Raw genomic sequence first — 25,346 nt, 5'->3', positions numbered from 1 at the left:
GTGAGGCGATTATTTGTGGCGCGTCAGGGTTTTGCCTTAAGAAATTCGGATAGCGTGCTGATTTTCACCTCTGCCTGGCGGTGCAAAGCAACATCGGCCAGCCCGGCGGCGTATTCCGCAATCTCATGTTGTTCCAGGGCAGTGATGATGCCAAAACTGTTGGTCCCCAATTCATGTGAACGGCCTTCGTCGTCATACAGGGTCGTGGTGTATCCGCCATTGACCATCACACTGTTCAGAGATTGCAGATCGCCTAAGCTCTCATCGGAATAGCTTAGCGTGACAATGTAACGTTTCAAATCGTGGTCACTCATCATTCACCTCGTTGTTATGGAACAAATTCCAGCGTAGACCAGCGCTGCGAATAGAGCGAATTCTGCGCAATTGAGATAGAAAAGGGGGCGTAAATCTGCGTCAACTGGCTTCAGAAAATTCTTGTATCAATTGGGCTGCTATTTGGTTAATTGCCTCTTATAATGCGCAGCGGAAATGGGAAAGCTCCTATTAACCATGCGGTTCCAGCGCGGAACCTGGCATTTCTGGCACCTTCATACTTTTTTACAAAACTTACCGTAAATTGCATTGATTGGCCGGGAAAACTCTTCAGACTCACTCTTTTTTAAACTGCCGTACGGGTCACATTTAATGAAAGCCTTTAATAAGCTGTCCGCTGTTGTATTGCTCTCTGCTGGAGCATTTTGTCACCAGGCATTTGCTGATAACACCGTTTTTACCTCTATGGATGACCCTTCAACGGCAAAAAAACCGTTTGAAGGCAGCGCGTCAGCCGGTTATTTGGCACAGACAGGGAATACCACCAGTTCATCATTGAGCGCCTCAACCAATATGACGTGGTATCAGACCAACACCGCTTACAGCTTATGGGGCAACGCCGCGAACAACTCATCCAACGATGAGCGTTCCTCAGAGACTTACAACATCGGTGGTCGTACTCGTTACAATATGAACAGTGCGGACTATCTGTTCGGTCAGGCGAGCTGGTTGAGCGACCGTTTCAACGGTTATGATTCGCGCGATGTACTGACTGCCGGTTATGGTCGCCAGTTGCTGAACGGTCCTGTGCACTCGCTGCGAGCTGAATTCGGTCCCGGTGTCCGTTACGATGATTTCCATGAAGGTGGTCACGAAACCAAGGCGCTGGGATACGGTGCTGTGAGCTACCAGTGGCAACTGACTGACACGACCAAATTCATCCAGGGTGTTTCCGTGTTAAGCAGCTTCGGTGAAGATACAACGCTGAACTCCGAAACCGGCTTGCAGGTGGCCATCAACGAACACTTCGCGTTGAAGCTGGCTTACAACGTGACCTGGAATAATAATCCGCCAGAGTCTGCGCCGGATCGTACCGACACCAAAACCACCATCCAGCTTTCTTACGCGATGTAAGCGAGCCGTGATGAAAAAACCGTTGCCGGCTAGCGCCGCGCAGCGGTTTTTTTTTATCTGTCGATGGCTTAGCGCATTTTTCGCGGGTTTAGATCGCGGCAGAAAGCTGCTATTATCTCCGGCGCTTTACATTCCTGGCGTCATTCCGACAACGTGGGTCTGACATTACGCCGGGTTACTCAAACAGAACTCAATGTTGCATGTAGGCTTTCGTGTGGCTTACCACTGCAATTAAGGATATGAAATGCCAGTAATTACTCTTCCTGATGGCAGCCAGCGCGTATTTGACCGTCCGGTCAGCGTGATGGACATCGCTCTGGATATTGGACCGGGCCTGGCGAAAGCCTGTATTGCCGGTCGTGTTAATGGCGAGCTGGTGGACGCGGTTGATCCGATCACCGAAGATGCTCAGGTGGCAATTATCACCGCCAAAGATGAAGCCGGTCTGGAAATTATTCGTCACTCTTGTGCGCACCTGTTAGGGCATGCGATTAAACAACTGTGGCCGAATACCAAAATGGCGATTGGTCCGGTGATCGATAACGGCTTCTATTATGACGTCGATTTGGATCACACACTGACGCAGGAAGATCTTGAGCTGCTGGAAAAGCGTATGCACCAGCTGGCTGAGACTAATTACGATGTGGTGAAGAAGAAGGTGAGCTGGCAGGAAGCACGTGATGTGTTTGCTGAGCGTGGCGAAAGCTACAAAACCACCATTCTTGACGAAAACATCAGCCACGATGATCAACCTGGTTTGTATCATCATGAAGAATACATCGACATGTGCCGCGGTCCGCACGTGCCGAACATGCGTTTCTGCCATCACTTCAGACTGCAGAAAATTTCCGGTGCTTACTGGCGCGGCAACAGCGACAACAAAATGCTGCAGCGTATTTACGGTACAGCGTGGGGCGACAAGAAGCAGCTGGCTGCCTATCTGCAGCGTTTGGAAGAAGCGGCGAAGCGCGATCACCGTAAAATCGGTAAGCAGCTCGACCTGTACCATATGCAGGAAGAAGCGCCAGGTATGGTGTTCTGGCACAACGACGGTTGGACCATCTTCCGTGAACTGGAAGTGTTCGTCCGTACCAAGCTGAAAGAGTACGATTACCAGGAAGTGAAAGGTCCGTTTATGATGGACCGTGTGCTGTGGGAAAAAACCGGCCACTGGGAAAACTACAAAGAAGCGATGTTCACCACCTCTTCAGAGAACCGTGAATATTGCATCAAGCCAATGAACTGCCCTGGCCACGTTCAGATCTTTAATCAGGGTCTGAAATCCTACCGTGACCTGCCGCTGCGTATGGCTGAATTTGGTAGCTGCCACCGTAATGAGCCATCAGGCGCATTGCACGGCCTGATGCGCGTCCGTGGTTTTACCCAGGACGATGCGCACGTCTTCTGTACCGAAGATCAGGTTCGTGATGAAGTGAACAGCTGTATTCGTATGGTGTACGACATGTACAGCACCTTCGGTTTTGAAAAAATCGTGGTGAAACTGTCGACCCGTCCGGAGAAACGTATCGGTACCGATGAAATGTGGGACCGTGCGGAAGTGGATTTAGCAGAAGCGCTGAAGGAGAACGAAATTCCGTTCGAATATCAGCCAGGAGAGGGTGCCTTCTACGGCCCGAAAATTGAGTTTACCCTGTACGATTGCCTCGACCGCGCATGGCAGTGCGGCACCGTTCAGCTAGACTTCTCCCTGCCAAAACGTTTGGACGCCACTTATGTGGGCGAAAACAACGATCGTCAGACGCCGGTAATGATTCACCGTGCGATTCTCGGTTCAATGGAGCGCTTTATCGGCATCCTGACCGAAGAGTTCGCGGGCTTCTTCCCGAGCTGGCTGGCCCCCGTGCAGGCTGTGGTGATGAATATTACCGACAGTCAGGCAGAATATGTCAGTGAATTGACAAAGAAATTGCAGAAAGCTGGCATTCGTGTCAAAGCAGACTTGAGAAACGAGAAGATAGGCTTTAAAATCCGCGAGCACACATTACGTCGCGTCCCTTATATGCTGGTTTGCGGTGAGAAAGAGGTGGAAGCAGGCAAAGTTGCCGTGCGCACCCGCCGTGGTAAAGACCTCGGGAGCATGGACGTAGATGTGTTTGTTGAGAAGCTGCAACAAGAGATTCGCAGCCGACATCTTCACCAATTAGAGGAATAAGGTTATTAAAGGCGGAAAACGAGTACAACCGACGCGTCCGAACCGTATCAACGGCGAAATCCGTGCTACCGAAGTGCGCTTAACTGGCGTAGACGGCGAGCAACTTGGCATTGTGACATTGCGCGAAGCAATTGAGAAAGCCGAAGAAGCTGGCGTAGATTTAGTTGAAATCAGCCCGAACGCCGAACCGCCGGTTTGCCGTATTATGGATTACGGCAAGTTCCTTTATGAAAAGAGTAAATCTTCTAAGGAACAGAAGAAGAAGCAGAAAGTTATCCAGGTTAAGGAAATTAAATTCCGTCCTGGTACCGATGATGGCGACTATCAGGTCAAACTACGCAACCTGATTCGCTTTCTGGAAGAGGGCGATAAAGCCAAAATCACGCTGCGTTTCCGTGGTCGTGAAATGGCGCACCAGCAGATCGGTATGGAAGTGCTTAACCGCGTCCGTAAAGACCTGTGTGAAGATCTGGATCTGGCCATTGTCGAGTCCTTCCCGACTAAGATCGAAGGCCGCCAGATGATCATGGTGCTCGCACCGAAGAAGAAACAGTAGGCCTTCAAGTAATAATTCCGCGCAGCGTTCGCGCTGTGCGGAATCTTATTCGCCTGTCTGATTCATTTTATTAACAATGCGAAGTGGATATTTGTAAAAATGCCAAAGATTAAAACTGTCCGTGGCGCGGCTAAGCGCTTCAAGAAGACCGCATCTGGCGGCTTCAAGCGTAAGCACGCGAACCTGCGTCATATTCTGACTAAGAAGTCTACCAAGCGTAAACGTCACCTGCGTCCGAAAGGCATGGTGTCTAAAGGCGATCTGGGTCTGGTTGTTGCCTGCCTGCCGTACGCATAAGTAAACTTTTTATAAATCTGCCTGAACACTTTGCGTACTGCAGGGAATAGGGCATCACAGAATATGATATAGGAGAGCTCACATGGCTCGCGTAAAACGTGGTGTAATTGCTCGCGCACGTCACAAGAAAATCTTAAAACAAGCTAAAGGCTACTACGGTGCACGTTCACGTGTTTACCGCGTTGCTTTCCAGGCTGTTATCAAAGCTGGTCAGTATGCTTACCGTGACCGTCGTCAACGTAAGCGTCAGTTCCGTCAGCTGTGGATCGCGCGTATCAACGCTGCGGCCCGTCAGAACGGTATCTCTTACAGCCGTTTCATCAATGGCCTGAAAAAAGCCTCTATTGAAATCGACCGTAAGATTCTGGCTGACATCGCTGTATTCGACAAAGTGACCTTCGCGGCACTGGTCGAAAAAGCAAAATCAGCTCTGGCGTAAGTCAGATGAAAAAGGGAGCTTGCTCCCTTTTTTATTGCCTGCAACTCACGCAAAAGATTGACATTTTAACCGCTGGGCTTTTCAATAGTGCGGTTTCTATCAAGACAAGGTAACGCAAGCATGCACGCTGCTATTTTCCGTTTCTTTTTTTACTTTAGCGCCTGACAATCGGGGGCTTTTGCGCATAAGAAAAGAAACGAAAAATCGCGCTGAAAGCCTCCCTCGTGGAGGCTTTTTTGTTTCTGGCGACACTTAATCGGATCTCACGGTCCTTACAAGAACTGACCAGCCCGGCTGGAAGAAGAGGAAATCATGTCCCAACTCGCAGACCTGGTGGCCCGTGCCACGGCCGCTATCGACGAGGCGTCGGATATCGCCGCCCTGGACGCCGTGCGCGTCGAATTCCTGGGTAAGAAAGGGCATCTGACGCTGCAAATGACCACCCTGCGTGAACTGCCAGCGGAAGACCGTCCGGCAGCAGGCGCGGTGATTAACGAAGCGAAGCAGCAGGTGCAGGATCGTCTTAACGCACGTAAAGACACCCTGGAAAGCGCTGAGCTGAATGCGCGCCTCGCCGCAGAGACCATTGATGTCTCGCTGCCTGGTCGTCGCGTTGAGAACGGCGGTTTGCACCCGGTGACCCGCACCATCGATCGTATCGAAAACTTCTTCGGCGAGTTGGGCTTTGCGGTGGTCACTGGTCCGGAAATCGAAGATGACTATCATAACTTCGACGCACTCAACATTCCTGGCCACCATCCGGCGCGTGCTGACCACGATACCTTCTGGTTCGATGCCACCCGTCTGCTGCGTACCCAGACGTCTGGCGTGCAGATCCGCACCATGAAAAACCAGCAGCCGCCGATCCGCATCATCGCGCCAGGTCGCGTGTATCGTAACGACTACGATCAAACCCACACCCCAATGTTCCATCAGATGGAAGGTCTGATTGTCGATAAAGACATCAGCTTCACCAACCTGAAAGGCACGCTGCACGATTTCCTGAACAACTTCTTTGAAGAAGACCTGCAGATTCGCTTCCGTCCTTCTTACTTCCCGTTCACCGAACCCTCCGCGGAAGTGGATGTGATGGGTAAAAACGGCAAGTGGCTGGAAGTGCTGGGCTGTGGCATGGTGCATCCAAATGTGTTGCGCAATGTGGGCATCGACCCGGAAGTCTACTCTGGCTTCGCTTTCGGCATGGGAATGGAGCGTCTCACCATGCTGCGTTACGGCGTGAACGATCTGCGCGCCTTCTTCGAAAATGATTTACGTTTCCTCAAACAATTTAAATAAGGGCAGGTTATCCAATGAAATTCAGTGAACTCTGGTTACGCGAATGGGTAAATCCAGCCCTGGACAGCGCTGCGCTGTCTGAGCAAATCACCATGGCCGGCCTGGAAGTGGACGGCGTGGATCCGGTCGCCGGTGCGTTCCATGGCGTGGTCGTGGGTGAAGTGGTGGAGTGCGGCCAGCATCCGAACGCAGACAAACTGCGCGTGACCAAAATCAACGTGGGCGGCGAGCGCCTGCTGGATATCGTCTGTGGCGCGCCAAACTGCCGCCAGGGCTTGAAAGTCGCCGTGGCGACCGTAGGCGCGGTGCTGCCGGGCGATTTCAAAATCAAAGCGGCGAAATTGCGTGGTGAGCCTTCCGAAGGCATGCTGTGCTCGTTCTCTGAGCTGGGTATTTCCGACGATCACAGCGGCATTATTGAACTGCCTGCTGATGCGCCTATCGGCACTGACATCCGCAGCTACCTGCAGCTGGATGACAACACCATCGAAATCAGCGTGACGCCAAACCGTGCCGATTGCCTTGGTATTATCGGTATTGCGCGCGATGTGGCGGTAGTCAACGGTCTGCCGCTCACCGAGCCAACGATTGAGCCGGTTAAAGCGACCATTACCGATACCTTCCCGATTCGCGTAGATGCCACCGACGCTTGCCCACGTTATCTGGGCCGCGTTGTAAAAGGCATCAATGTGAAAGCGGCAACGCCATTGTGGATGCGTGAAAAACTGCGTCGCTGCGGCATCCGTTCTATCGACCCGGTGGTGGATATCACCAACTACGTTCTGCTGGAACTCGGTCAGCCGATGCACGCCTTTGACCTCGACCGCATTGACGGCGGCATTGTGGTACGCATGGCGGAAGAGGGTGAAGTCCTGACCTTACTGGATGGCACCGAAGCGAAACTCAGCAGCGACACGCTGGTGATTGCTGACCATCAGAAAGCGCTGGCGATGGGCGGCATTTTTGGTGGTGAGCACTCTGGTGTGAACGAAGAAACCCAAAATGTGTTGTTCGAGTGTGCCTTCTTTGAACCGCTGGCGATCACCGGCCGTGCTCGTCGTCAGGGCCTGCATACCGATGCGTCACACCGTTACGAGCGTGGTGTTGATCCGGCACTGCAATTCAAAGCCATTGAGCGTGCGACCCAGTTGCTGCTGGACATTTGCGGCGGTGAAGCGGGTCCGGTTATCGATCAAACCGACGCCAGCAAACTGCCTGAGCGCGCCACCATAACGCTGCGTCGCGAAAAACTCGACCGCCTGATTGGTCACGTGATCGCCGATGCGCAGGTTACCGATATCCTGACGCGTCTCGGTTGCGAAGTGACCGTAGGCAATGGTGAGTGGACAGCCGTTGCACCAAGCTGGCGTTTTGATATGGCGATTGAAGAAGATCTGGTTGAGGAAGTGGCCCGCGTATACGGCTACAACAACATTCCAGACGTGCCGGTGAAAGCCAGCCTGATTATGACGAAGCATCGCGAAGCGGATCTGTCGCTGAAGCGTGCGCGTAACCTGCTCGTCGATAAAGGCTATCAGGAAGCGATTACCTACAGCTTCGTTGATCCGAAAGTGCAGCAGCTGTTGCATCCGGGTGAAGAAGCGCTGATCCTGCCAAGCCCGATTTCCAGCGATATGTCGGCAATGCGCTTGTCACTGTGGACCGGTCTGCTTGGTGCGGTGGTGTATAACCAGAATCGTCAGCAAGGCCGTGTGCGCCTGTTTGAGAGCGGTTTGCGCTTTGTTCCTGATACGCAGGCCGATCTCGGTATCCGCCAGGATCTTATGCTGGCGGGCGTTCTGAGCGGTAATCGCTATGAAGAGCATTGGGATCTGGCGCGTCAGACAGTTGACTTCTATGATTTAAAAGGCGATTTAGAATCGTTACTGGATTTGACCGGTAAACTCGATGAGATTTCTTTCCGTGCAGAAGTCAATCCGGCGCTGCATCCGGGACAGAGCGCGGCAATTTATTTACGCGGCGAACGAATCGGATTTATCGGAGTGGTTCATCCGGAGTTGGAACGTAAGCTGGATCTCAACGGCCGCACCTTAGTGTTTGAACTGCTTTGGAATAAGGTCGCAGACCGCGTCCTGCCTGACGCGCGCGAGATTTCACGCTTCCCGGCGAACCGTCGTGATATCGCTGTGGTAGTGGCTGAAAACGTGCCTGCAGCAGATATCATCGCGGAGTGTAAGAAAGTTGGCGTAAATCAGGTAGTTGGCGTAAACTTGTTTGACGTGTACCGTGGTAAGGGCGTGAACGAGGGCGAAAAGAGCCTCGCGATTAGCCTGATTTTGCAGGATACCAGCCGGACACTCGAAGAAGAGGAGATTGCCGCGACCGTTGCCAAATGCGTTGCGGCATTAAAAGAGCGATTCCAGGCAACCTTGAGGGATTGAACCTATGGCGCTTACAAAAGCTGAAATGTCAGAGTACCTGTTTGAAAAACTCGGGTTGAGCAAACGCGATGCCAAAGAGTTGGTTGAGCTCTTCTTTGAAGAAGTTCGCCGCGCGTTAGAAAACGGAGAACAGGTTAAACTGTCCGGATTTGGTAATTTTGATCTGCGTGACAAAAATCAACGTCCGGGCCGTAACCCGAAGACGGGGGAAGATATTCCTATCACTGCCCGCCGAGTGGTGACCTTCCGTCCGGGACAGAAGTTGAAAAGTCGCGTTGAGAACGCGACACCGAAGGACGCTGACTAATTTCAGTATGACAAAAAGGCCGCTTAGCGGCCTTTTTTATTGGCTGTAAAATGGCCGTTCTGCGCAATCTTTCCATAATGTCAGGATTTCGTAAGTATCCGGAAAATAGGATGAAAATCGGCACTGGCTGATAGTGACTGCGGCAATCCATTTGTTATAACAGCGCCATCACATAACAAGGGGTATTGCTGATGAAAAAGACAGCACTTTTACTGGGCATCCTGTTAGGCATGCCGCTGCTGGCTAACGCCAATGTTTCCGTTAACATCAACACACCGGGTGTTTCTATTCATATCGGTGATCAAGATAAACGTGGCTACTACTGGGATGGCTACGACTGGCGTGCGCCAACCTGGTGGAAACAGCACCACAATCAACGCATCGGCACCAAAGGCCCGCACGGTTACTGGAACGGTAACGGCTGGCAGCCACAGCACCCGGGCAATGCGCCGCACCACGATAACAAACCGCAGCCGCGCGACCAGCATCATGACTCGCGTGATAGCCACGACAAGCGTGATAATCACGGTCAACCGATCCCGCCTCATCAGTAAGCGTTGCTTAGCGGCACCCACTCGGTGCCGCTTTCTTTTTGCCACAATCCCACTACAATCAAATCTCTGTTTTCTCCGCCAATCTTATCTATGACTCTGTTGGACCAGCTTGCCCGTCAGGCCGATCGTCGTAGCCAGCGCTGGCTGATGCTGCTCGGTGCCATTCTGCTGCTGCTGTTTATTCTCAGCCTGTGCGCCGGAGACATCTGGATATCGCCAACCCAATGGTTTTCCTCTAACGGTGAACTCTTCGTCTGGCAGTTGCGCTTACCGCGGACGCTGGCGGTGCTGCTGGTGGGCGCTGCGCTGGCGGTGTGTGGTGTGGTGATGCAGGCGCTGTTCAACAATCCGCTGGCAGAACCCGGCCTGCTTGGCGTATCCAATGGCGCGGGCATTGGGTTAGTGTTGGGTGTCATGCTGGGCAATGGCTCATTATGGAGCCTGACGCTGGCGGCGATGGCGGGCGCATTATTGATCACGCTGATCCTGCTGCACTTTGCCCATCGTCAGCTTTCAGCTAGCCGCTTATTGCTCACGGGAGTTGCGCTCGGCATTATCTGTAGCGCAGTGATGACATGGGCCGTGTACTTTAGCACCAGCCTCGATCTACGGCAGTTAATGTACTGGATGATGGGCGGCTTTGGCGGTATTGACTGGCGCTATGGCTGGATGATGCTGGCGCTGTTGCCGGTCACTCTGCTGCTGACAGCCACCGCTTGGACGCTGAATTTACTTTCACTGGGGGAAACCTCGGCGCGTCAGCTAGGCCTGCCGTTATTGTTATGGCGTAACCTGTTAGTGTTGGCGATGGGCTGGCTGGTTGGCGCCAGCGTGGCGATGGCCGGTGCCATCGGGTTTGTCGGATTGGTCATCCCTCATCTGTTACGCTTAAGCGGTTTTAGCGATCACCGATACCTGCTGCCCGCCTCGGCGCTGGCAGGGGCTGCGGTGCTCCTCGGGGCAGATATTATCGCCCGACTGGTGCTGACGTCGGCAGAGTTGCCGATTGGCGTGGTCACCGCCACCCTCGGCGCACCGCTGTTTATCGTGCTATTAGTGAAATCTTCGCGCTAGCAATGGCTGGCATCTTGGTCTCAACAACAGGAATCGACAATGAGCATTTATCAGACAGAACTGGTTACCCTGGACGGCGAAAAAACGACGCTGGCACAGTATCAGGACAACGTACTGCTGGTGGTCAACGTGGCGTCAAAATGTGGGCTGACGGCGCAGTATGAGCAGCTTGAGTCACTGCAGAAAGCCTGGCAGGACAAAAACTTTAGCGTGCTGGGTTTCCCCTGCAACCAGTTTCTGGAGCAGGAACCGGGCAGCAACGAAGAGATCAAAACCTTCTGCAGCACCACTTATGGTGTGACTTTCCCGATGTTCGATAAAACCGATGTGAACGGTGCCAATCGTCATCCGCTGTATGCGCAGTTAACGGCGGCACAGCCTGAAGCCGAACGTCCTGAAGGCAGCGGTTTCCTCGAGCGTATGGTGAGCAAAGGACGTACACCAAAAGCCGAGGGCGACATTTTGTGGAACTTCGAAAAATTCCTCATCAACAAACAGGGTAAGGTGATTGCGCGTTTCTCTCCGGATATGACGCCTGATGATCCGATCATCCTGAAACGCGTTGAGCAGGCGCTGGCAGAGTAAATGCTGTTGCAGTGTCAGGGAGTCAGCGTCGCGGGACGTCTGGCTCCGGTTGATCTCAGCGTCAATGCAGGTGAATGGATACATTTGGTAGGCCCGAATGGCGCGGGAAAAAGTACTTTACTCTGTGCGCTGTCGGGATTATTGCCGGCTCAAGGCGTGATTCAGCTTGCAGGAACGTCGTTGAGCCGCTTAAGCGGGGCTGCACTGGCTCAATGGCGTGCCTGGTTACCGCAACAACAGGCCGCGTTAGGGACCATGCCCGTCTGGCACTATCTGCGTCTGCATTTCTCTTCGGCGTCGCCGCAGGTAGATGTCACACTCAATGATGTGCTGACGCAACTCAGCATACACGACAAATTAACCCGTCAACTGACGCAGCTCTCTGGTGGCGAATGGCAGCGTGTGCGGCTGGCGGCAGTAGTGATGCAAATCCATCCGGCGAGCAATCCTCACGGCAAGCTTTTAATTCTGGATGAGCCGATGACGGCATTGGATGTCGCGCAGCAGCGAGCCGTGGATAAATTGCTGCTCCAGCTGTGCCACGCCGGTATTGCGGTGATTGCCAGCGGCCATGATCTTAACCACAGTCTGCGCCATGCCGACCGCGTAGGATTGATGCATCAGGGGGAAGTGGTGATGCAGGGGCGTGCGCGGGATGTATTAACCGCCGCCAATCTCTCTCCGTTATACCAAACCGAGTTTCAACAATTAGATACACCGCAAGGCCCTCTGCTGTTTATTCCCTGAATAACATTGCCTGTTAAGCAGATTTGCCGCTAAAGTGTCATCCGGGCGACGGATTTAGGGACATTCTGATGCGAATAACGGTATTTCTTCTGATGCTGCTGCTGGTTGGGTGTAGTAGCCATCACGCGCCGCCGCCGAATGGCCGCCTTTCTGATTCCATCACCGTGATTGCTCAACTCAACGATCAGTTAGGTCGCTGGCGTGGCACGCCTTATCGCTACGGCGGGTTAAGTCGAGGCGGTGTGGATTGCTCTGGTTTTGTTTATCTGACCTTCCGCGATAAATTCGATATGCAACTGCCGCGTTCTACCGTTGACCAGACGGATATTGGCACTCGCATTGATAAACGCGATTTGCTGCCCGGTGATCTGGTCTTCTTCAAAACGGGCAGCGGAGAGAATGGCCTGCATGTGGGTATTTATGATACCGATAACACCTTCATCCACGCTTCTACCAGCCAGGGCGTGATTCGCTCTTCACTGGATAATGTCTATTGGCGCAAGGTATTTTGGCAGGCACGTCGTATCTGAATGATTACCATACCAGTGCTGAATGACCTATTCTCTTCATGGTTTTTCAGCCGGTTTATTATTGAATTCCCCTCAAATTTAACTCTCATTTAAAATGGCACTTTACCTGTGCTCGCATAAATACTAAAAATAAGACTGAATTTATTTAATGAGTATGGACAACCACCTCGGCTATTTGGCTTAAGTTTTATTTATGGCTTAAAACGGTTTAATCAGGCACAAAATTGCGTCTCTTCTAACGTTTGGTCCTATTGCCTGACCGTTTTCATTGATATACGATGCGCCAATTGCCACTGCTTCTGGCTGCTAAAATGAAAGTCCATTTATCTGCCGACTATCAGTCGGAAACCTGGTTCTATCCAGTTTATACACTGGCGGGCCAGCTGACTGCGGTCGAGCTGGTGACGCAATTCGTCCACGACAGCGCACCTATTACGCTGCCGCAGGATTTGCTGTTGCCGCAATTAGACGATGCGCAGCAATTACGGTTAATGCAGAGCCAGCTTTCTTTACTGGAAAAGTACCGTGACTTTTTTGAGCTACATCAAATTACCGCTTTGGTTCGTATTGATGATTCGATGGCGTTAACGCTGCTTGAAAGTGAATTTCTGTTAAGGAAATTTAAACAACTTCCTTTTATTATTCTCGATATTAGCGAAACGTTTCCGCAATTAGCGCGCGGAAAAGCGCAGCCACTTCTGGCAACATTACAGCAGGAATTCCGTTTATCACTTTCCCAATTTGGTGCAGGTAAAGCACCTGCAACCGCAGTTTACGATAATCTCTTTAGTGTACTGAAACTGGATAAAACCTTTATACAAGGCCTGGCTAAACGTGCATCTTTTACACCATTTATCCAAACGGTCATCGATAATTTCTCAGATTATGCCGATCAGCTCATAATATGTGGTGTTGACGATAACCTCATGCTGGAGAAAGTCAGCACGCTGAGCGGAGCTCAACTGCAAGGCAATTTGTTCCCGGTTGTCAAAGCGGAACGGTTAGGTGATCTTATTTATCCTGATGTGACTTCGCACACCCCTTCACAGCAGTAGTCCTTTCAACTGTCATCCGCTGACGCCCAGCGTTACACTGAACCCTATTCTTTAAACTCACTGTTGGTGCTTTTTGTGTGCACCTTCTGGAGTGGTGATGCAATTTATTAATAGCTGGCAGCAAGAGCTGCCGGGATGCTATACGGCGCTGATGCCAACGCCGTTGGAAGGCGGGCGCCTGTTCTATCATAACGCGCCGCTGGCGGCAGAAATGGAACTGGATGCCGGGCTCTTCACTGGGCAGGGGCACGGCGTCTGGAGTGGTCGTGAGCTATTGCCAGGTATGGCCCCGCTGGCGCAGGTTTACAGCGGACATCAATTTGGTGTGTGGGCCGGCCAGCTGGGCGATGGGCGGGGCATTCTGCTGGGTGAACAGCAACTGACGAACGGACGTAAACTCGACTGGCATTTGAAAGGGGCGGGATTGACACCCTATTCGCGTATGGGTGATGGCCGGGCGGTGATTCGTTCCAGCGTGCGTGAGTTCCTGGCTTCGGAAGCGTTGCACCATTTGGGGATTCCCACCACTCGCGCGCTGGCTCTGGCGATTGGCGATGAGCCAGTGCTGCGTGAAACGCAGGAACGCGGGGCAATGCTGATGCGCATCGCTGAGAGTCATCTGCGTTTTGGTCACTTTGAACATTTTTACTATGGCGGCGAGCAGGATAAGGTCCGGCAACTGGCAGATTACGCCATTCATCATCACTGGCCAGAATTAAGCGATGACGCTGACCGCTATGTGCTGTGGTTTACCGATATCGTGAAACGCACTGCCAGCCTGATCGCCCACTGGCAGAGCGTGGGCTTTGCGCATGGCGTGATGAACACCGACAACATGTCGATCCTCGGACTGACGCTGGATTATGGTCCCTATGGCTTCCTTGATGATTACCAACCCGGATTCATCTGCAATCACAGCGATTATCAGGGGCGTTATTCCTTTGAGAATCAGCCGATGATTGGTTTGTGGAACCTCAATCGTCTGGCGCATGCATTGTCAGGGTTGATGAGCACGGATCAGTTAAAACAGGCGCTCAGCCATTATGAAACGGAACTTATGCGGGTCTGGGGTGAGAAGATGCGCGCTAAACTGGGCCTTCTGACCGCTGATGCCAATGACAACGCGATTCTGACGCAACTGCTGTCGCTGATGACACAAGAGCGAAGCGATTACACGTTGACCTTTCGCTTACTGAGTGAGACACAGCAGCATCAACAGCGTTCGCCGCTGCGTGATGAATTTATCGACCGCGAGGCGTTTGACCACTGGTACGACGGCTATCGTCAACGTCTGCTGCAGGATGAGGCATCAGATGAACAACGCCAGCAGGTCATGAAGGCGGCCAACCCAGCGCTGGTGTTGCGCAATTATCTGGCACAGCAGGTGATCGAAGAAGTCGAGCAGGGTGAGAAGGCGGCGCTGGAGCGGCTCCATCTGGCTTTACAACAGCCATTTGATGATGCGGCCGTCAGCGCAGAGTTACGCCAACGGCCGCCAGAGTGGGGCAAAACGCTGGAGGTGAGTTGCTCCAGCTAAGGTGATTAAAAACGGCTGTCGACCGCGGCAGCCAGTTTCTCCAGCACTTCGGCGCTATCTTCCCAGCTCAGGCAGGGATCGGTAATAGACTGACCGTAGTTTAACGGCTCGCCGCTCACCACTTTCTGATTACCTTCCTGCAGGAAACTCTCAATCATCACACCCGCCACCGCACGTGATCCCGCACGAATTTGTGCTGCCACATCATCTGCGACGTCGCGCTGGCGGCGATGCTGCTTCAGACAGTTACCATGGCTAAAGTCGATGATCAGCTGTTCCGGCAAATTGAAATCACGCAAATTTGCGGCTGCGGCCGCGACATCTTCGGCGTGATAGTTAGGCTGACGGCCACCGCGCAGAATCACATGACCATGCGGATTGCCGCTGGTCTGGTAAATCGTCATTTGACCGTGTTTATCCGGAGACAGGAACATATGACTGACGCGTGACGCGCGAATCGCATCCACTGCGATTTGCACATTGCCGTCTGTACCGTTTTTGAATCCGACCGGGCACGACAGCGCCGATGCCATTTCACGGTGGATCTGACTCTCAGTGGTGCGTGCACCAATGGCGCCCCAGCTGATCAGGTCAGCAATAAACTGGCCGATCACCATATCAAGGAACTCGGTGGCGGTCGGCATACCAGTGGCGTTGATATTCAGCAACAGTTTACGAGCAATGGCGATGCCGCGATTAACGTCGAAACTGCCATCCAGATCCGGATCTGAGATCAATCCTTTCCAGCCGACCACCGTGCGCGGTTTTTCGAAGTAAGCGCGCATCACGATTTCCAGACGATCCTGGTAACGTTCGCGTAACACGTTGAGGCGTTCGGCATAGTCCAGCGCGGCTTTAGGGTCGTGTAGCGAGCACGGGCCGATAATCACCAACAGGCGTGGATCTTCACCGGTCAAAATGCGTGCAATACGCTGGCGCGCAGCGGTGACGGTGGCCGCCACCTCCGGTGAAATGGGGTGTTCTTGCGCAAGCACAGCGGGCGTTAGCAGGCTGCCGATGCGCGCGGTACGCAGTTCATCAGTCTTGTTCATTGAGATTCTCAAAATCTGTTCTTCGCAACGGTGAAATACCGGGAAGTGATGGTGGTCACAATAAACCAATAGGCCGCGAATTCAACCCGCTAAAAAGAAAGGTGAGCGAAACAAGACGGAAGCCAGGCTTTACGGCCTGGCGTACAGATCAATACATGCTGCGGCGCAGACCCATGATGTCGAGGATTTTGGTGGCAATCTCCTCTACCGAATAGTTGGTACTGTTAAGGTAACGAATCTGATGCGTGCGGAAGAGCGCTTCCACTTCCCCCACTTCCAGGCGGCACTGGCGCATCGAGGCATAACGGGTATTCTCTGCACGCTCCTGCCGAATCGCCGCCAGACGTTCAGGATCGATGGTTAATCCAAACAGCTTATGTTGATGGGCGCGTAACGCCGGCGGCAATTTCAGGTTATCCATGTCATCGGCGATAAAGGGATAGTTTGCCGCACGAACACCAAACTGCATCGCCAGATAGAGGCTGGTGGGTGTTTTGCCACATCGAGAGACGCCGAGCAAAATGACCTGTGCATCCTCCAGACCACGCAGTGAGATACCATCATCGTGCGCAAGCGTGTAATCAATCGCGGCAATACGCGCATCATATTTGCCGAGATTGCTCGCCGTCAGACCATGGGTTCGGTGCGCCACTGGCATTGAAGATACGCCAAGCTCACTTTGCAGCGGACCCACCAATGCCTGCACGATGTCCTGGCAAAATCCTTCGCTTTCCAAAATAATTTCGCGCACATCCGGGGTGACGATGGAAAAGAACACAATCGGACGTACGCCGCTTTGCTGATACAGCGCGTTAATCTGCGCCTTCACCGCCTGAGCTCGCTGAACATTCTCAACAAAGGGCAGGGTCACGCTGTTGATATTCACGGGGAATTGCGACAGCACGGCATGCCCCAATACCTCCGCGGTAATGGCGGTACCGTCTGAAATGTAGAACACACTGCGCTCAGTGCTCATAGGCGAAATCCCCTCTTATTTACTTTTGCGTAACAATGTCATTGCCGATGTTTCATTTTAATTAAAAATAAAATGAAATATCCATATCGTGAGTGCTTTCTGCTGGAATTTTATTTTGTGATGAACAATATTAGATGAAATGCTGTTTTGAAAACCGCTATTTCCCCGCAATTTTTATCACAAGGTAAAAATAAAGTCTGAATCTGTTGCGCAACAAAAAGCAATGGCTAACCCTCTGAAAAGGGGAAAAATATCGTTGCGGCAATGTGTCGGCGTTAAATAAGCCTGTTGCGCAACTTTGATGCCAGCGGGAACTAGTCCGAATTTGCGTTTCTTTTTCTGCTTTAACGATTCAACACTTAGTCTTTATTTATTGATTGTGCCAGGCTGTTTTGGCGAATAGCAAAATGTTCCATGTGCTCCAATCATTTAAATGAAGGATAATCTCAATGTCCAATCAAGACCAACAGTCGCTAGTGCTCTGGTACAACCAGCTTGGCATGCATGATGTTGATCGGGTGGGGGGCAAGAATGCTTCCCTGGGAGAAATGATTACTAACTTGTCGTCACTGGGCGTCTCCGTGCCTAACGGCTATGCCACGACATCTTACGCCTTTAATCTGTTTCTCGATCAAAGCGGACTGAACCAGCGCATTTATGATTTGCTGGACAAAACGGATATTGATGATGTTGAAGAGCTGGCTAAGGCCGGTAAACAAATTCGTCAATGGGTTGTGGACACGCCATTCCTGCCTGAGCTGGAAGAGGCGATGCGTACTGCCTATGAGCAACTCTCCTCTGATGATGCCGACGCTTCCTTTGCGGTGCGCTCATCCGCCACCGCTGAGGACATGCCCGATGCCTCGTTCGCGGGGCAACAGGAGACCTTCCTTAACGTGCAGGGCTTTGATGCGGTGCTGGTGGCCGTGAAGCACGTGTACGCTTCTTTATTTAACGATCGTGCGATCTCTTACCGCGTGCACCAGGGCTACGACCATCGTGGCGTTGCCCTGTCAGCGGGTATTCAGCGCATGGTGCGATCCGATCTCGCGTCTTCTGGCGTGATGTTTACCATTGATACCGAATCCGGTTTCGACCAGGTGGTCTTTATCACCTCGGCGTTCGGTCTTGGTGAGATGGTGGTGCAAGGTGCGGTGAACCCGGATGAATTCTACGTGCACAAACCCACACTGGCAGCCAATCGCCCGGCCATCGTGCGTCGCACTATGGGTTCCAAAAAGATCCGCATGGTGTATGCCGATTCTCAGGAGCACGGTGAGCAGGTGCGCATTGAAGATGTCGATCAGGAGCAGCGTGACCGCTTTAGCCTGACCGATGACGAAGTGCAGGATCTGGCGCGCCAGGCGGTGTTGATTGAGCAGCACTACAAGCGCCCAATGGATATCGAGTGGGCGAAAGATGGTCACACCGGCAAATTGTTCATTGTGCAGGCGCGTCCGGAAACCGTGCGCTCTAACGGTCAGGTGATGGAGCGCTATAACCTGCAAGGGAAAGGCAAGGTGCTGGTCGAAGGCCGTGCCATCGGCCATCGCATTGGCGCGGGTGAAGTGAAAGTGATTCATGACATCAGCGAAATGCATCGCATCGAGAAAGGTGACGTGCTGGTCACCGACATGACCGACCCGGATTGGGAACCGATTATGAAGAAGGCCTCCGCGATTGTGACCAACCGTGGTGGCCGTACCTGCCATGCGGCGATCATCGCACGTGAGCTGGGCATTCCTGCCGTCGTTGGCTGTGGCGATGCCACCGATTACCTGAAAGATGGGCATAAGGTGACCGTTTCCTGTGCTGAAGGCGACACCGGTTATGTGTATCAGGATCTGCTGGACTTTGAAGTGACCAGTTCGCAAGTGGATACCATGCCGGACCTGCCACTGAAAATCATGATGAACGTCGGTAACCCGGATCGCGCCTTTGACTTCGCCTGTCTGCCAAATGAAGGTGTTGGTCTGGCGCGTCTGGAGTTCATCATCAACCGTATGATCGGTGTGCACCCGAAAGCGCTGCTGGAGTTTGACCAGCAGACGCCAGAATTGCAGCAGCAGATTCGTCAAATGATGAAGGGCTTCGATGATCCGGTTGAGTTTTACATTGCGCGTCTGACCGAAGGCATCGCCACCCTGGGCGCGGCCTTTGCGCCGAAGCGCGTGATTGTGCGTCTCTCTGATTTTAAATCGAACGAATACGCCAATCTGGTGGGCGGCGAGCGTTACGAGCCAGAAGAAGAGAACCCGATGCTGGGCTTCCGTGGCGCGGGGCGCTATGTGGCAGACAGCTTCCGCGACTGCTTCGCGCTGGAGTGTGAAGCCGTGAAACGTGTGCGTAATGAAATGGGTCTGACTAACGTCGAGATTATGATTCCATTTGTGCGCACTGTTGACCAGGCGGCTGCCGTGGTGGAAGAACTGGGCAAGCAAGGTCTGAAGCGCGGTGAGAACGGCTTGAAGGTGATCATGATGTGTGAGATCCCGTCAAACGCCTTGCTGGCTGAACAGTTCCTGCAGTATTTCGACGGCTTCTCTATCGGTTCGAACGACATGACACAGCTGGCGTTGGGTCTGGACCGCGATTCTGGCGTGGTGTCTGCACTGTTTGATGAGCGCAACGAAGCGGTGAAGGCGCTGCTGTCGATGTCGATTCAGGCCGCCAAGAAACAAGGCAAATATGTTGGAATTTGTGGCCAGGGTCCTTCAGATCATCAAGACTTCGCTGCGTGGTTGATGGAGCAGGGTATTGATAGCCTGTCATTGAACCCAGATACCGTGGTGCAAACCTGGTTAAATCTGGCGGAATTGGATGCTGCTAAGCAGTAATCAGACATCAATTAGGGCGCGTTCGGGGTAAATCTGAAGCGTCCCTGACGAAATCATTAAGGCCAGCGCTGCTGGCCTTTTTTTTATCCATAAAAAATACAAAAAAAAGCCCATCACAGGGGATGGGCAAAGACTACACACAGCAATTCTTCACTTTACTCAGGGGAAAAAGGTTGTTTAAAAATCAGTGGTTTGATCTCAAACATAGGATTCATGTTATTCATCAGGCTTGCTGGCGTCTTTAAGAATCCTCTTATTAGTTTAAAGCTGATAATCTTTTCTGAGCATTTTTAACGGTTGCGCCTGATGATTCAGTTCGAAAAATAATCATTCCGTTAGCGAAATCCACCTAAAGCGCCTAAATCTGCGTTTTTTCTTAAAAATCGCTTATGAAAAATAAAGGGTGGTGTAGGCAATTATGTGACAGCGATTAAGTTGCTTTCAGCGCAGTAGGTAAGGCAAATCAGACGTGGGAGAAGAAGGCGGTGCATTTATCTGCACCGCTCGCGGAAAAGGTCAGCTTTAAGGTTGCTCTTCCTCATGTTCGGCAAGAGCTTCGATGGCCGTTTGCGGGTCATCATCCGGGGCAGGTGCTTCATGCATCCACACGGAAACCAAACGATAAGATACCGCTAGCACCACCGGGCCAATAAACAGTCCGATCATGCCAAAGGCGATCAATCCCCCGATAACTCCGGAAAGGATCAGAATCATCGGCAGATCCGCACCCATGCGAATCAGCATCGGACGCAACACGCTATCGAGCGTACCGACTACACAACTCCACACCAGTAATATCGTGCCCCAAGTGGTATCGCCACTCCAGTAGAGCCAGATGATAGCCGGTACTAGCACCACCAAGGGCCCCAACTGCACCAGGCACGTCAGAATCATTAGCACGGTGAGCAAGGTGGCATAACGGATGCCGGAAATCGCCAGGCCAATGCCGCCCAGCACACCCTGCACCAGCGCCGTCACCACCACACCCAGCGCCACGGCACGAATCGCTTGCCCAGCCAGCAGCACCGCCGCATCGCCGCGACGTCCGCCCATGCGATAAGCAAAGTGGCGAATGCCGTGGCCGACCTGCTCACCGCGCCAATAGAGCAATACGCTAAATAGCAGCATGACGGCGAGGTGGATCATAAAGCGGCCGAAGTGGCCGGCCTGCGCCACAAAGAAGCCGGTGGTGCGGCCAATGTAAGGTTGTAGCTGATTTAAAATCGCCGTCCCGCCGCCATCGACCATTTTGTGATAGCTGGAGTAGGTTTTGTTGCCGACATACGGAATTTCGCGCAGCCAGACAAAATCCGGGAAAACCAGATGACGCTGCGTGGCCCAGGCAATCACCGGCGCGCTGTTGTCGATCAGGCTACTCACCAGCAGGGCAATGGGAATAATGAACAGCAGCAGTAATAGAATGGTCATGGCGATCACCGCCAGCGATCGTCGTCCCCACAGCAAATGCTGCAAACGGATCATCAATGGCCAGGTCGCAATCACCACCATGCTGGCCCAGGCAAAGCCCAGAATAAAGGGTTGTACCACCCACAGGCAGGCGATGATCATGATGAGAATGAACATCAACGAGAACAGCAGTTGCGGTAGATCCATACCGCGTTGCAGGCTTTTCATCACAACGTTTTGACCTCATTTAATCCTTCGTGGTGGACCGCGTGGGCCCTGATAAATGATGAGCTATTTCCTGAAAATTAAACAGAAAAAAGCAGGTGTCGCGGAGGTCTTTCCTGAAAAAACAGCAGCCATTAAAAAAGTATGATAAAACCAGTGGTTGAAAAAAATAACCACGCAAACGTTTACAACATCTCGGTCACGCAATAATGATCCCACAGATTTCCCAGGCGCCAGGCCTCGTTCAACTGGTGCTGACATTCCTGCAGTCATTAAAAGAACAAGGCTTTACCGGCGATGTCGCCACCAGTTATGCCGATCGTCTCTCGCTTGCTACCGATAACAGCATTTATCAGCTGTTACCCGATGCCGCGCTGTTTCCGCGTTCGACGGCGGACGTGGCGTTAATCGCTCGTCTGGCGGGCGAAACGCGGTTTAACAGCCTGGTGTTTACCCCACGCGGCGGCGGAACGGGTACCAACGGTCAGTCACTCAATCAGGGCATTGTGGTCGACATGTCGCGCTACATGAATCGCATCCTTGAAATCAATCCTGAACAGGGCTGGGTGCGTGTGGAAGCGGGCGTGGTGAAAGATCAGCTCAATGCCTGGTTGAAGCCTTATGGATTCTTCTTCTCGCCGGAGCTCTCCACCAGTAATCGCGCTACCTTAGGCGGCATGATCAATACCGATGCATCCGGGCAGGGTTCGCTGGTGTATGGTAAAACCTCGGATCACGTGGAGGGATTGCGGGCGGTTCTGCTCGGCGGCGATATCCTGGATACCCGCGCGATGCCCACCGAACTGGCTGAGCAATTAGCAACAACACCGACAGCAGAAGGGCGTATCTATCATCAGGTGCTGAATCGCTGTCGTGATCAGCGTGATCTGATTCTGGATAAATTCCCTAAGCTTAACCGCTTCCTGACCGGTTATGACTTGCGTCATGTGTTCAGCGATGACATGCAAACCTTCGATCTGACACGTTTGTTATGCGGTGCAGAAGGGACGCTGGCCTTTATTACGGAAGCGCGTCTGGACATCACGCCGATCCCGAAAGTGCGTCGTCTGGTGAACATCAAGTACGACTCCTTTGACTCTGCACTGCGTAATGCCCCTTTCATGGTGGAAGCCAAAGCGCTGTCAGTGGAAACCGTGGACTCTAAGGTGTTGAATCTGGCACGTGAGGATATTGTCTGGCATTCGGTAAAAGAGCTGATTACCGATGTGCCGGACAAGGAAATGCTCGGCCTGAATATTGTTGAATTTGCCGGTGACAACGGCGAATTGATTGAACAGCAGGTCAACAGCCTGTGCGGTCGACTGGATGAGCTGATGGCGCAGCAGCAGGGCGGTGTGATCGGCTATCAACTGTGTAATGATTTAGGCGGTATCGAGCGCATCTATAATATGCGCAAAAAAGCGGTGGGCTTGCTGGGTAACGCCAAAGGGCGCGCCAAGCCGATTCCGTTTGTGGAAGACACGGCAGTTCCGCCAGAACAACTGGCGGATTATATCGTCGATTTCCGCGCCTTGCTCGATAGCCATGGCCTGAGTTACGGCATGTTTGGCCACGTGGACGCCGGTGTTCTGCACGTCCGTCCTGCGCTCGACATGTGCGATCCGCAGCAAGAGATGCTGATGAAGCAAATCTCCGACGAGGTGGTGGCGCTGACCGCACGCTACGGCGGATTACTGTGGGGTGAACACGGTAAAGGATTCCGCGCGCAGTACAGCCCGGAATTTTTTGGCGAGACGCTGTTCAACGAACTGCGCGCAATTAAAGCCGCCTTCGATCCTGATAATCGCCTGAACCCCGGCAAGATTTGCACCCCGCTGGGCAGCAACGAGCCGATGATGCAGGTGGATGCGGTGAAACGCGGCACTTACGATCGTCAGATTCCGGTCACGGTGCGAACTGACTGGCGCGGTGCCATGGAGTGCAACGGCAACGGCTTATGCTTCAACTTTGATGCGCGCAGCCCGATGTGCCCGTCGATGAAGATTACCCGCAACCGTATCCATTCGCCGAAAGGCCGCGCGACGCTAACGCGTGAATGGTTGCGTTTGCTGTCAGAGCAGGGCGTTGATCCCTCGCAGTTGGAACAGGCGCTGCCTAAACAGGGTGCCAGCCTGCGCACACTGATCCAACGCACGCGTAACTCCTGGCACGCGAAGCAGGGCGAGTATGACTTTTCTCATGAAGTGAAAGAGGCGATGTCAGGCTGTTTAGCCTGCAAAGCCTGTTCGACGCAGTGCCCGATTAAGATTGATGTACCGGGCTTCCGCTCGCGCTTCCTGCAGCTTTATCACACGCGCTATTTGCGTCCGATGAGCGATCATCTGGTGGCAACGGTAGAGAGTTATGCGCCTTTGATGGCCAAAGCGCCAAAGGTGTTCAACTTCTTCCTCAAGCAGCCGTGGGTGCGCGATCTGAGTAAAACCCACATTGGTATGGTCGATCTGCCATTGCTCTCCTCTCCAAGCCTGAAACAGCAGCTCGGCGGCCATCCGGCGATGAGTTTGACGCTGGAACAGCTGGAAGCGATGGATATGGCGCAACGTGAAAACTGTGTACTGGTGGTGCAGGATCCGTTCACCAGCTATTACGAAGCGCAGCTGGTGACCGATTTCGTCAAATTGATTGAGAAGCTGGGTTACCGCCCGGTGTTATTACCCTTCTCACCTAATGGCAAAGCACAACATGTGAAAGGCTTCCTGCAGCGCTTTGCGCGCACTGCCGGCAAAACCGCCGAGTTTCTTAATCGTGTCGCCCAATTGGGAATGCCGATGGTTGGGGTCGATCCCGCAACGGTACTGTGTTATCGCGATGAATATCAGGAAGTGCTGGGTGAGCAGCGCGGTGAGTTCAAGGTGCAACTGGTCCACGAATGGTTGCAGCAGGCCTTAGATGCGCGTGCGGTTCAAACTGCCAGCGGCGAGGCCTGGTATCTGTTTGCCCACTGCACTGAAGTCACTGCGCTGCCCTCAACGCCGAATCAGTGGCAGGACATCTTTGCGCGTTTCGGTGCGAAGCTGGAGAACGTCAACGTCGGGTGTTGCGGTATGGCGGGGACGTACGGACATGAGAGCAAGAACCTCGAAAATTCGCTCGGCATCTACGAACTCTCATGGCATCCGCAGCTACAGAAACTGCCACGTCAGCGTTGTCTGGCGACAGGTTTCTCCTGTCGCAGCCAGGTTAAACGCGCCGAGGGCAATGGCATGCGCCATCCGCTGCAGGCATTACTGGAAATGATGTAAACAAATTGTAGGAGTCGTCACAAAGCTGGATTAGAATATCCAGCCTGCGTGACGGACGAAATCACTCTGCAGGCTGGTGGCTTTATCCCACTCGCCGCTGAGCGCCAGTTGATGACACAAGCGAGTCAACGACAGGCGCGCCAGTTGATAGGCCTGAATACGGAATAAACGGTCGCGATCGGCATTGCCCATCTCCTGCACTAAGCGGTGATGGAGCTTGCCCATGGCATGCAGATAGCTTTGGTCGTCGCCGTTAAGCTCGCAGATTTCTGCCATGTCGAGACAGGTGTCGTTAAAGCGACGCAGTTGGTCAATAGTACAATCGGTGCGGTTGAGCTTAGCCTGAGCCATGTAGAAGTCGACGGTGATATCACGCACTGAAAACTTATATTCATCGATTTTGTGTTGTAACCAGGCTGAGACGGTAAGCGTCATGTCGCTACCTTAAATGGGTTAATGATAATCATTATCATATTCAACCGCGTCAGGAATGCAATTCCCGCAATGAAATTTTATTGATTTCCTTTGCCTGTTACTAAAATCGGCAATAATAATCTCTTTACATTCAAGAAAGGCGTAACCTATCAATCATGACGATGTCGTAAAGTTGAATTTCTAAATTTTACG

At 52.7% G+C, this 25,346-nt stretch carries 23 protein-coding genes, 1 other RNA gene and 1 other annotated feature; of the genes, 18 read left to right on the top strand and 6 right to left on the bottom strand.

Annotated elements, in window-relative coordinates; all coding sequences use genetic code 11:
- Positions 1-23: 23 nt before the first annotated feature.
- A complete protein-coding gene (ghoS, locus tag QMZ65_RS10705; protein WP_283215962.1) occupies positions 24-317 on the bottom strand; it encodes a type V toxin-antitoxin system endoribonuclease antitoxin GhoS in 294 nt (97 codons plus the stop codon).
- Positions 318-645: 328 nt separating this feature from the next.
- Between ghoS and QMZ65_RS10700 the strand changes: the two genes are divergently transcribed.
- From QMZ65_RS10700 to QMZ65_RS10625, 16 genes are all read left to right on the top strand, one after another.
- Positions 646-1,407 (top strand): DUF481 domain-containing protein, encoded by a 762-nt coding sequence (locus tag QMZ65_RS10700; RefSeq protein ID WP_097119261.1) that lies wholly within the window; start codon positions 646-648, stop codon positions 1,405-1,407.
- Between the two features lie 244 nt (positions 1,408-1,651).
- The gene (gene thrS, locus QMZ65_RS10695; RefSeq protein WP_283215961.1) at positions 1,652-3,580 is read left to right on the top strand and encodes a threonine--tRNA ligase; all 1,929 of its coding nucleotides are present in this window, start codon (positions 1,652-1,654) and stop codon (positions 3,578-3,580) included.
- Between the two features lie 4 nt (positions 3,581-3,584).
- Positions 3,585-4,136: a translation initiation factor IF-3 gene (gene infC, locus QMZ65_RS10690; RefSeq protein WP_034821726.1), complete on the top strand. Its 552-nt coding sequence runs from the start codon at positions 3,585-3,587 to the stop codon at positions 4,134-4,136.
- Positions 4,137-4,235: 99 nt separating this feature from the next.
- Positions 4,236-4,433, top strand: coding sequence for a 50S ribosomal protein L35 (gene rpmI / locus QMZ65_RS10685; RefSeq protein WP_006118955.1), 198 nt, complete (start codon positions 4,236-4,238; stop codon positions 4,431-4,433).
- Positions 4,434-4,515: 82 nt separating this feature from the next.
- Positions 4,516-4,872, top strand: a complete 357-nt coding sequence (gene rplT / locus QMZ65_RS10680; protein ID WP_211727835.1) for a 50S ribosomal protein L20 — start codon at positions 4,516-4,518, stop codon at positions 4,870-4,872.
- A gap of 115 nt (positions 4,873-4,987) precedes the next feature.
- Positions 4,988-5,113 (top strand) — a sequence feature (Phe leader region).
- Complete coding sequence (pheM, locus tag QMZ65_RS10675; protein WP_121626058.1) at positions 4,993-5,037, top strand: pheST operon leader peptide PheM; 45 nt, start codon at positions 4,993-4,995, stop codon at positions 5,035-5,037. It overlaps the preceding feature by 45 nt.
- A 71-nt stretch (positions 5,114-5,184) precedes the next feature.
- On the top strand, positions 5,185-6,168 hold the full coding sequence (pheS, locus tag QMZ65_RS10670) for a phenylalanine--tRNA ligase subunit alpha (RefSeq protein ID WP_034821723.1): 984 nt from the start codon (positions 5,185-5,187) through the stop codon (positions 6,166-6,168).
- Positions 6,169-6,182: 14 nt separating this feature from the next.
- Entirely contained in the window at positions 6,183-8,570 is a 2,388-nt protein-coding gene (pheT, locus tag QMZ65_RS10665) for a phenylalanine--tRNA ligase subunit beta (RefSeq protein ID WP_283215960.1), read from the top strand.
- A gap of 4 nt (positions 8,571-8,574) precedes the next feature.
- A complete protein-coding gene (ihfA, locus tag QMZ65_RS10660; RefSeq protein ID WP_007892687.1) occupies positions 8,575-8,877 on the top strand; it encodes an integration host factor subunit alpha in 303 nt (100 codons plus the stop codon).
- 191 nt (positions 8,878-9,068) lie between these two features.
- A complete protein-coding gene (locus QMZ65_RS10655) occupies positions 9,069-9,431 on the top strand; it encodes a DUF2502 domain-containing protein (protein WP_097119263.1) in 363 nt (120 codons plus the stop codon).
- Between the two features lie 90 nt (positions 9,432-9,521).
- Positions 9,522-10,505 carry a vitamin B12 ABC transporter permease BtuC gene (gene btuC / locus QMZ65_RS10650; protein ID WP_097119264.1) on the top strand — a complete coding sequence of 328 codons (984 nt, stop codon included), beginning with the start codon at positions 9,522-9,524 and terminating at the stop codon, positions 10,503-10,505.
- Positions 10,506-10,544: 39 nt separating this feature from the next.
- Positions 10,545-11,090, top strand: a complete 546-nt coding sequence (locus QMZ65_RS10645) for a glutathione peroxidase (RefSeq protein ID WP_160834583.1) — start codon at positions 10,545-10,547, stop codon at positions 11,088-11,090.
- Complete coding sequence (gene btuD / locus QMZ65_RS10640) at positions 11,091-11,837, top strand: vitamin B12 ABC transporter ATP-binding protein BtuD (protein WP_211727838.1); 747 nt, start codon at positions 11,091-11,093, stop codon at positions 11,835-11,837. It begins immediately after the preceding gene.
- A gap of 68 nt (positions 11,838-11,905) precedes the next feature.
- Entirely contained in the window at positions 11,906-12,367 is a 462-nt protein-coding gene (locus QMZ65_RS10635; RefSeq protein ID WP_097119267.1) for an NlpC/P60 family protein, read from the top strand.
- A gap of 311 nt (positions 12,368-12,678) precedes the next feature.
- Positions 12,679-13,422, top strand: coding sequence for an EAL domain-containing protein (locus tag QMZ65_RS10630; protein ID WP_097119291.1), 744 nt, complete (start codon positions 12,679-12,681; stop codon positions 13,420-13,422).
- Positions 13,423-13,519: 97 nt separating this feature from the next.
- Complete coding sequence (locus QMZ65_RS10625) at positions 13,520-14,959, top strand: protein adenylyltransferase SelO (RefSeq protein WP_097119268.1); 1,440 nt, start codon at positions 13,520-13,522, stop codon at positions 14,957-14,959.
- 5 nt (positions 14,960-14,964) lie between these two features.
- Here the strand turns inward: QMZ65_RS10625 and QMZ65_RS10620 are convergent, their stop codons facing one another.
- Positions 14,965-16,011, bottom strand: coding sequence for a 3-deoxy-7-phosphoheptulonate synthase (locus QMZ65_RS10620; RefSeq protein ID WP_097119269.1), 1,047 nt, complete (start codon positions 16,009-16,011; stop codon positions 14,965-14,967).
- Between the two features lie 148 nt (positions 16,012-16,159).
- Positions 16,160-16,987 (bottom strand): posphoenolpyruvate synthetase regulatory kinase/phosphorylase PpsR, encoded by an 828-nt coding sequence (ppsR, locus tag QMZ65_RS10615; protein ID WP_058959746.1) that lies wholly within the window; start codon positions 16,985-16,987, stop codon positions 16,160-16,162.
- Between the two features lie 449 nt (positions 16,988-17,436).
- On the opposite strand from ppsR, the gene ppsA reads away from it, so the two are divergent.
- Complete coding sequence (gene ppsA / locus QMZ65_RS10610; RefSeq protein WP_283215959.1) at positions 17,437-19,824, top strand: phosphoenolpyruvate synthase; 2,388 nt, start codon at positions 17,437-17,439, stop codon at positions 19,822-19,824.
- A 98-nt stretch (positions 19,825-19,922) separates the two neighbouring features.
- On the opposite strand, the gene rprA is transcribed toward ppsA, so the two are convergent.
- Together rprA and ydiK are read right to left on the bottom strand one after the other, a co-directional pair.
- Positions 19,923-20,030, bottom strand: an RNA gene (rprA, locus tag QMZ65_RS10605) — antisense sRNA RprA.
- A 316-nt stretch (positions 20,031-20,346) separates the two neighbouring features.
- Positions 20,347-21,459 carry an AI-2E family transporter YdiK gene (gene ydiK / locus QMZ65_RS10600; protein ID WP_283215958.1) on the bottom strand — a complete coding sequence of 371 codons (1,113 nt, stop codon included), beginning with the start codon at positions 21,457-21,459 and terminating at the stop codon, positions 20,347-20,349.
- A gap of 206 nt (positions 21,460-21,665) precedes the next feature.
- On the opposite strand from ydiK, the gene ydiJ reads away from it, so the two are divergent.
- On the top strand, positions 21,666-24,719 hold the full coding sequence (gene ydiJ / locus QMZ65_RS10595; protein ID WP_283215957.1) for a D-2-hydroxyglutarate dehydrogenase YdiJ: 3,054 nt from the start codon (positions 21,666-21,668) through the stop codon (positions 24,717-24,719).
- Between the two features lie 30 nt (positions 24,720-24,749).
- Here the strand turns inward: ydiJ and QMZ65_RS10590 are convergent, their stop codons facing one another.
- Entirely contained in the window at positions 24,750-25,154 is a 405-nt protein-coding gene (locus tag QMZ65_RS10590) for a hypothetical protein (RefSeq protein ID WP_045813973.1), read from the bottom strand.
- Positions 25,155-25,346 lie beyond the last annotated feature (192 nt).

This window comes from Pantoea sp. EABMAA-21, assembly GCF_030053335.1.
Classification (GTDB): Bacteria; Pseudomonadota; Gammaproteobacteria; order Enterobacterales; family Enterobacteriaceae; genus Pantoea; species Pantoea communis.
The sequence above is the reverse complement of the archived record's forward strand: the minus strand, read 5'-3'. Positions and strand labels throughout refer to the sequence as shown.

Bases quoted from the DNA above. Each gene is read 5' to 3' on its own strand.
- ghoS (WP_283215962.1), bottom strand. From the start codon at position 317: ATGATGAGTGACCACGATTTGAAACGTTACATTGTCACGCTAAGCTAT.
- QMZ65_RS10700 (WP_097119261.1), top strand. From the start codon at position 646: ATGAAAGCCTTTAATAAGCTGTCCGCTGTTGTATTGCTCTCTGCTGGA.
- thrS (WP_283215961.1), top strand. From the start codon at position 1,652: ATGCCAGTAATTACTCTTCCTGATGGCAGCCAGCGCGTATTTGACCGT.
- rpmI (WP_006118955.1), top strand. From the start codon at position 4,236: ATGCCAAAGATTAAAACTGTCCGTGGCGCGGCTAAGCGCTTCAAGAAG.
- rplT (WP_211727835.1), top strand. From the start codon at position 4,516: ATGGCTCGCGTAAAACGTGGTGTAATTGCTCGCGCACGTCACAAGAAA.
- pheS (WP_034821723.1), top strand. From the start codon at position 5,185: ATGTCCCAACTCGCAGACCTGGTGGCCCGTGCCACGGCCGCTATCGAC.
- pheT (WP_283215960.1), top strand. From the start codon at position 6,183: ATGAAATTCAGTGAACTCTGGTTACGCGAATGGGTAAATCCAGCCCTG.
- ihfA (WP_007892687.1), top strand. From the start codon at position 8,575: ATGGCGCTTACAAAAGCTGAAATGTCAGAGTACCTGTTTGAAAAACTC.
- QMZ65_RS10655 (WP_097119263.1), top strand. From the start codon at position 9,069: ATGAAAAAGACAGCACTTTTACTGGGCATCCTGTTAGGCATGCCGCTG.
- btuC (WP_097119264.1), top strand. From the start codon at position 9,522: ATGACTCTGTTGGACCAGCTTGCCCGTCAGGCCGATCGTCGTAGCCAG.
- QMZ65_RS10645 (WP_160834583.1), top strand. From the start codon at position 10,545: ATGAGCATTTATCAGACAGAACTGGTTACCCTGGACGGCGAAAAAACG.
- btuD (WP_211727838.1), top strand. From the start codon at position 11,091: ATGCTGTTGCAGTGTCAGGGAGTCAGCGTCGCGGGACGTCTGGCTCCG.
- QMZ65_RS10635 (WP_097119267.1), top strand. From the start codon at position 11,906: ATGCGAATAACGGTATTTCTTCTGATGCTGCTGCTGGTTGGGTGTAGT.
- QMZ65_RS10630 (WP_097119291.1), top strand. From the start codon at position 12,679: ATGAAAGTCCATTTATCTGCCGACTATCAGTCGGAAACCTGGTTCTAT.
- QMZ65_RS10625 (WP_097119268.1), top strand. From the start codon at position 13,520: ATGCAATTTATTAATAGCTGGCAGCAAGAGCTGCCGGGATGCTATACG.
- QMZ65_RS10620 (WP_097119269.1), bottom strand. From the start codon at position 16,011: ATGAACAAGACTGATGAACTGCGTACCGCGCGCATCGGCAGCCTGCTA.
- ppsR (WP_058959746.1), bottom strand. From the start codon at position 16,987: ATGAGCACTGAGCGCAGTGTGTTCTACATTTCAGACGGTACCGCCATT.
- ppsA (WP_283215959.1), top strand. From the start codon at position 17,437: ATGTCCAATCAAGACCAACAGTCGCTAGTGCTCTGGTACAACCAGCTT.
- ydiK (WP_283215958.1), bottom strand. From the start codon at position 21,459: ATGAAAAGCCTGCAACGCGGTATGGATCTACCGCAACTGCTGTTCTCG.
- ydiJ (WP_283215957.1), top strand. From the start codon at position 21,666: ATGATCCCACAGATTTCCCAGGCGCCAGGCCTCGTTCAACTGGTGCTG.
- QMZ65_RS10590 (WP_045813973.1), bottom strand. From the start codon at position 25,154: ATGACGCTTACCGTCTCAGCCTGGTTACAACACAAAATCGATGAATAT.